Genomic DNA, 5,718 nt, shown 5'->3' with positions numbered 1-5,718 from the left:
AGCCCAGCGCCCCCCAGCGCACCACCCCCCGACCCAGCACCCCGGCGGCCCAGCCGCAGCAGGGCGGGGTGGGCCAGTTCCTCAACCAGGCCGGCCAGGTCGCCCAAGGGGTGTTCAACGACCAGGTCCTCACCGTGCGTGACCTGCCCGGTGACCGGGTCGAGGTGACCTTCATGGACCGCCGCACCGGGGTCTACGACTTCGCCAGCGGCAACCTGGTCAGCGGGGACGGCCCGGGCTGGATCCTGCCGCTGTCGCTCGTCACCCCCGGCCGCGCCGCCGGTGAGGTCGGCAACCTCCTCAACGGGGCCGGTCAGTTCATCCAGAACCTGCCCCCCCTCCCCATCCCCGGATGGGGCGGAGACCGCCAGCTCGGCTTCTGACCCACCACCACGAACCCACCCAGCACCACCACGACGGGGCCGCACCCCCACCACGGGGGTGCGGCCCCGCCGCACGTGGTGGGACTGAGCACGGCGGCCCCCGGGCCGGCGCAACTCGACACCGACGCACGCGACTGGTGGTCGCTCGGCTCTCGGCCACAACGGCTCGGCTTCCTCGTGATCGGATCGATCCGGTACACAGACGCCACCGACCGCCAGCGCGAGCTGCTCGACCGCGGCAAGCGCGCCGCCCGCATGCTGCCGAACGTGTACCGGGTCATGGCCAACTCGCCGGCGCTGCTCGACACCTACCTCACCGGCTACGAACAGTTCCGTGCCGAGTCGGGCTTCGACCCGGTCGAGCAGGAGGTCGTGTTCCTCACCATCAGCGCGGAGAACGCGTGCGAGTACTGCATGGCTGCCCATAGCCTCGTCGCCGACACGGTCGCGCGGGTGCCGCACGCGGTCACCGAGGCCGTCCGCGGCGGCACCCCGATCCCGGATCCGAGGCTGGAGGCGCTGAGCACCTTCACCCGCCAGCTCCTGCTCGAGCGCGGCCGGCCCACCGAGGACCAGGTCGCGGCGTTCCGCGCAGCGGGCTACACCGACCAGCACGCCCTGCACCTCGTCCTGGCCCTCGCGGTGAAGACCTTGTCCAACTACACCAACCACCTCGCCGACACTCCACTCGACACGGTGTTCCGCGCACGGGAGTGGAAGGCGTTCACGATCGCGACCCGCACCTTCCAGGCCCTGACCCACCGGCGCAGGTCCGGCAGCACCCGCTGACACCCACGCAGACCGCGGAGCGGAGGCCCCGCCAGTGCGGGCCGGCCGGCCTCCGTCGCGGAAGGCAACCGATCAACACGATCCAGGACCTCGACCTGCGACTCCGCTCTACGGGACGACATCCCGGCAAGACCTGAACCCCAGCGTTGTCCCCACGTTCGCGGCGCATGACGTGGCACGCGGCGCCGGGGAGGCTGGACTACGCGGAGTGACCTCGCGCTGAACGGGTCGCGGGAGGGTCGGCTCGCCGGAGCGCCTCCTCGGCGACGGCAAGACGCTGCTCGGCGGGCTCCGGACGCCGGACGGCGATTCCGGCGCCGGTGAGCATGCCCAGGTCGAGCTCCCACACCTGCTCCGAGCGACGTAGCCAGACCTGCTCGGCGTCGTGGACGTGCCTCCATGCCTGTGGCTGGTTCATGCCCGTGACCCGGCGCAGGTGGGCGAACGCCTCGTCGGTACGACCGGTGACGTTGGCGTACCCGAAGTGCGTCACCAGGTGGCACGGCGAGCACAGGCAGATCAGCCGCCGCAGCGCCTGCACCCCGCCCGGCTCGTCGTAGTGCCAGCGCTCGTGCACCTCCAGCCACCGACGCGCGCGGCGGTCCTCGCCATTGCCGCACGCCTCGCAGCGGTGGCGGGCGCGGCTCAGGACCGGGCGACGCAGCCGCGCCCAGTCCACCGAGCTGACGCAGGACCGCACGTTGGTGAACCAGCACGACGCCGGCACCAGATCAACGAACAACCCGGAGCCGAACGCACGGTCCTCGCCGGGCAACAGCTCGGGCACCTCTGCGCGCGCCGCCCACCGCTGCAGCCCGGCCGAAGGCGGACAGGGGTCATACCAGCGGCGGGCTGCAGGGTCCCAGCGAGCCCCAAGGGCCTTCGCAGCATCCTTCTCGGCGTACGGGACGTCCAAGTAGGCCCGGGCCGAAATCGAACCGCTCTCGCGAGCGCACGGTTGTGGAGCGGTGGGTTCGTGCACCATCAGTACTCCCCCGATCTTCAGAGGCCAGCATTACCACTCAGGATCGCATTCAGGACCGACAGAAAGCTTCATGGCTCGCGGGCTCGTGCCACCTCAGTCGAGCGCTCCCGCTAACGGCTCGGCCTGGAGGGGCTCCACCGTCGGTCGGGCGGGCGCAGCCGGCCGCGCCGGCCGGTGGGGTGCAAGGCGCGCTGTTCTGCCTTGCACCCCACCGGCGGTGTGGCATCCCCTCGGGACGAACGGGCGGCGGTGGAGCCCCGGTGCCGCACTTCCCCCTCCACTGGAGAGAGGGCCGGGGTTCGGGGCGGAGCCCCGAGGCCCTTCTCACCGACCGCAGCCGTGGCCTACTGCCGGCGCAGTCGTCGGGCGCTGCTGGGCCCGCCGCTGGCCGGGTGTGAGTCGGCGGTCATTGGGCAGGCGCTGCCCAGGTGACCGAGCGGCGCGCGACCGCGAACATCGCGTCGACGTCGTTGGCATCGAGCGCGGCGGGGCATCAAGCGCAGGACGGCACCAGCTGGCGCGTCATCACTACCGTCAACCCCGCTGGCCAGCCGGACACCAGCAGCCGCCCGCCCCACCACCACTGCCAACCCCTTCCAGACGCCGGGCCTTGCGTAGATCTAACCGTTCGAGGAGGCGGCTGACATGTCGCTGTAGGCGAGTGCCGACGTCCTCGGCACCAACGGTGCACGCAGCCTCGAGGCTTCCGCGCTGACTGCACCTTCGGCGGCTTCCGTACGGCGGCAACTGATGCGAGTATTGACAATCGGACTGCATGCGTTCATCCGTAGTCTAGAGATCAGGCAAAGCCAGTTGCTAGACAGCCAGGGGGCTTATCATGTTTACAATCACGCGGGCAAGAGTTTATCTGGCTCTAACTATATTTATCACTCTCGCATTGATAGGTTTCATTATTTCGTTCGCACTCTCCGGACGCGGCGAGACTCAGGCTGTTAGCAGAGATTCCCCGACCCCACCAAATCTTACCCTTAATCCCAACTCGACCAACCCCAACTCGACCAACCCCAACTCGACCAACCCCAACTCGACCAACCCCAACTCAGGCACTTCCCCCTCGAAGCCTCGAAGTCAAGGCCAGCCACCTGGGCCGGTTGGCAGGCCAGGAACAGACACTTCTATTCCTTCTCCAATAAGAATACCGATTCCCATGGATGGGCTTTCATATTCGCCTATCACACGGATAGATACGGACCTCAAGCCCGAGATCAGGAAGGCATGCGGTGGAACTGAATGCATACAAGTTCGCACGAGAATTGACCCAGGGCCCTGTGACGCCTACACCGGAAGGGTGGTCATAGTCCGCGTAGCCGAATCTACTGTTAGAACCGGTACGGGTGACAAAGAGCAGCTTTACGCTGTGGTTGAGGACGGAAACCTCGACCTTGTTCTTAACTCGCCGTGTTCATCTGTCGACGACAACCCGCCTTCCAACGACAACCCACCCTCCAACGACAACCCACCCTCCAACGACAACCCACCCTCCAACGACAACCCACCCCTTAATAGTGGCCCTGAGTAACGGCAATGGGGACTGCAACCGTGGGTGAGGATCGCAGCGGTAGCGACGTTACAGACCCGAGCGACTCAGGACCTGTAAGAGCCGCCAAGATTTTTGGGGCCATCGTCGCTCCAGCTACAATGCTGACTGCGATAATGTTCTACTTCGGCCTACTGCATGCTTATTGGTTTTTCGATGCGTTCGGTGTGGATTACACGATCTTTGAATTTCGAGTGGAAGATTACTTGATCCGAAGCGCGGACGGCCTATTTGTGCCATTGATTGCCATCGCAGCCATACTGTTGACTGGTCTATGGGCACACCATCTTATGCCTATCAATTTTCTGCAGCGTCGAGCGCGGAGCTGGGCACTTGCAGGATCCGTCGCTGCGGCCGCTACAGCCGCCGTCTTATTAACTATTGCCGGCGTTGGCATTATGGTGCCGGATTCTATCCAGATTTTTACTGCGGTGCCAGGTCTTTCATTGACAGCAGGAGTCGCCCTACTTTTCGCAGCATCCAAGCTGGATCGCTGGCGAAGAGCGCTAGACTCCAATAGCGAAACCGGCTCTCGGTCTACCACTTCGAGTGCAGTAGTTATGGAATGGGCTGCCATCTTTATTATAGCGAGTGCAGGATTATTTTGGGCAGCCGGAGATTTGTCGGCAGCTGTGGGAAGCCAGCGAGCCGCTCAGCTTGTGGCCAATCTTTCGTCATGGCCGGGTGCTGTACTCTATAGCGAGAAGAGCCTTAGTCTCGCAGTTCCTGGAGTAATTGAAACTACATGCAAAAATCCCGAAGCAGCCCATAGATTTCGTTATGATGGCCTCAAGATGATACTGCACAGTGGAGGCAACTACTTCTTCCTGCATGATGGTTGGCGCTTCGACGATGGAGTAGCACTAGTCGTACCGGCATCAGATGCACTTAGGCTCGAGTTCGTCAACGCCACATCAAGGCCTGTTGCCTGTTGAGGTCCGAGCCGAATCTGATACTGAGCCGTTTCCACTTGAGGTCAGCCTGCGTGGATGAGCACGAGGACGGCCTTGACCAGGTCGGTGGCTCGTCGCGGGCAGCAACGGATCTTGCGGAGGATCTTCCAACTCTTGAGCTGGGCGTTCGCGCGCTCACCCGGTCCGCGCTGGCGGGCGTGGGCGGAGTTGACCGCCTTCTGGTTGCGGGACAAGCGTCGGCGTTCACCGGTGTTGGGGTCGGCGGGGCGACGGCGCTGCGGGACCGCGAAGCCCGCGCCGCGGTAGCCGTTGTCGGCGATCACCTTCACCTGCGCGTCGCGTAGGGCGTCAAGGAGGCCGTGCTCGCGGGCGGCGCCCATGTCGTGCCGCGCGCCGGGAAGCGCTGGTGAGACCCAGATCAGCCGCCCGTTGGGGTCGGCGAGGACCTGCACGTTGACGCCGTGCGCCTTGTGTTTCCGGAGTAGTGGGGCCGGTCGCGGCCCGAGCCCATGCCGACTCGGTCGATCCGTAGCAGCGTGCCGTCCAGGATCACGAACGCCTTCCTGGTCGCCATGGCGACCGCGTTGGACAGCGAGGGGGCGAGCCCGCCCAGCACGTCGAGGGCTTCGCGGATGTAGCGGAACACCGTGGTGGTGCCGATGCCGAAACCGGCGGCTAGGTCGGCGTAGGTCTCGCCCTTGCGCAGGTGCGCGACCACGAGCAGGGCTTGGCGACCGACGCTGAGCCTGCGCCAGCGGGTTCTGACCTGCGCTCGCCGCCGGCGTAGTGCGTCGGACAGGGTGATGAGGGCGTGGTTGGACACGGACACCCCGCGGGGTAGGAAGGCACCCGAAGCTCCTGGTCAGGCGGATTGATCTAGGCAATCGCCCGCCTACCAGGAGCTTCACTCATCTCGGTGACGCCACGCCGCGCCGACCGGAGCCCGCCCACCAGGTTGGAAAGGGCTCAGTGCGAGCATCCCGGCGGACGATCAGTTGATCGGTGGGCTCGATGGTGGCCAGATACCACCAGAACACCCAGTCCCGAAACGCCGGGTCGTAGTGTAGCGGCCCTCCGCCCGGCCTGGCC

At 65.6% G+C, this 5,718-nt stretch carries 4 protein-coding genes and 2 pseudogenes; 3 read left to right on the top strand and 3 right to left on the bottom strand.

The window, feature by feature from the left end; genetic code table 11:
- A partial coding sequence (locus QZX79_RS16810; RefSeq protein WP_294570096.1) for a hypothetical protein occupies nt 1-383 on the top strand: 383 nt, incomplete at its 5' end.
- A 75-nt stretch (nt 384-458) separates the two neighbouring features.
- Nucleotides 459-1,172: a carboxymuconolactone decarboxylase family protein gene (locus tag QZX79_RS16805; RefSeq protein WP_294570094.1), complete on the top strand. Its 714-nt coding sequence runs from the start codon at nt 459-461 to the stop codon at nt 1,170-1,172.
- A gap of 199 nt (nt 1,173-1,371) precedes the next feature.
- On the opposite strand, the gene QZX79_RS16800 is transcribed toward QZX79_RS16805, so the two are convergent.
- Nucleotides 1,372-1,914, bottom strand: a complete 543-nt coding sequence (locus tag QZX79_RS16800; protein WP_294570092.1) for a hypothetical protein — start codon at nt 1,912-1,914, stop codon at nt 1,372-1,374.
- A 72-nt stretch (nt 1,915-1,986) separates the two neighbouring features.
- Nucleotides 1,987-2,157: pseudogene (locus QZX79_RS18645) on the bottom strand (DUF5710 domain-containing protein); the annotation flags it as partial.
- Nucleotides 2,158-3,717: 1,560 nt separating this feature from the next.
- On the opposite strand from QZX79_RS18645, the gene QZX79_RS16795 reads away from it, so the two are divergent.
- Nucleotides 3,718-4,650 carry a hypothetical protein gene (locus tag QZX79_RS16795; protein WP_294570090.1) on the top strand — a complete coding sequence of 311 codons (933 nt, stop codon included), beginning with the start codon at nt 3,718-3,720 and terminating at the stop codon, nt 4,648-4,650.
- Nucleotides 4,651-4,691: 41 nt separating this feature from the next.
- On the opposite strand, the pseudogene QZX79_RS16790 reads toward QZX79_RS16795, so the two are convergent.
- Nucleotides 4,692-5,458, bottom strand: a pseudogene (locus tag QZX79_RS16790) (transposase family protein).
- Between the last annotated feature and the right edge of the window lie 260 nt (nt 5,459-5,718).

Origin of the sequence: uncultured Arthrobacter sp. (assembly GCF_902805515.1) — a bacterium.
In the GTDB taxonomy this organism is placed as follows: Bacteria; Actinomycetota; Actinomycetes; order Actinomycetales; family Micrococcaceae; genus Arthrobacter_D.
This window is presented reverse-complemented; position numbering and strand designations above follow the sequence as displayed.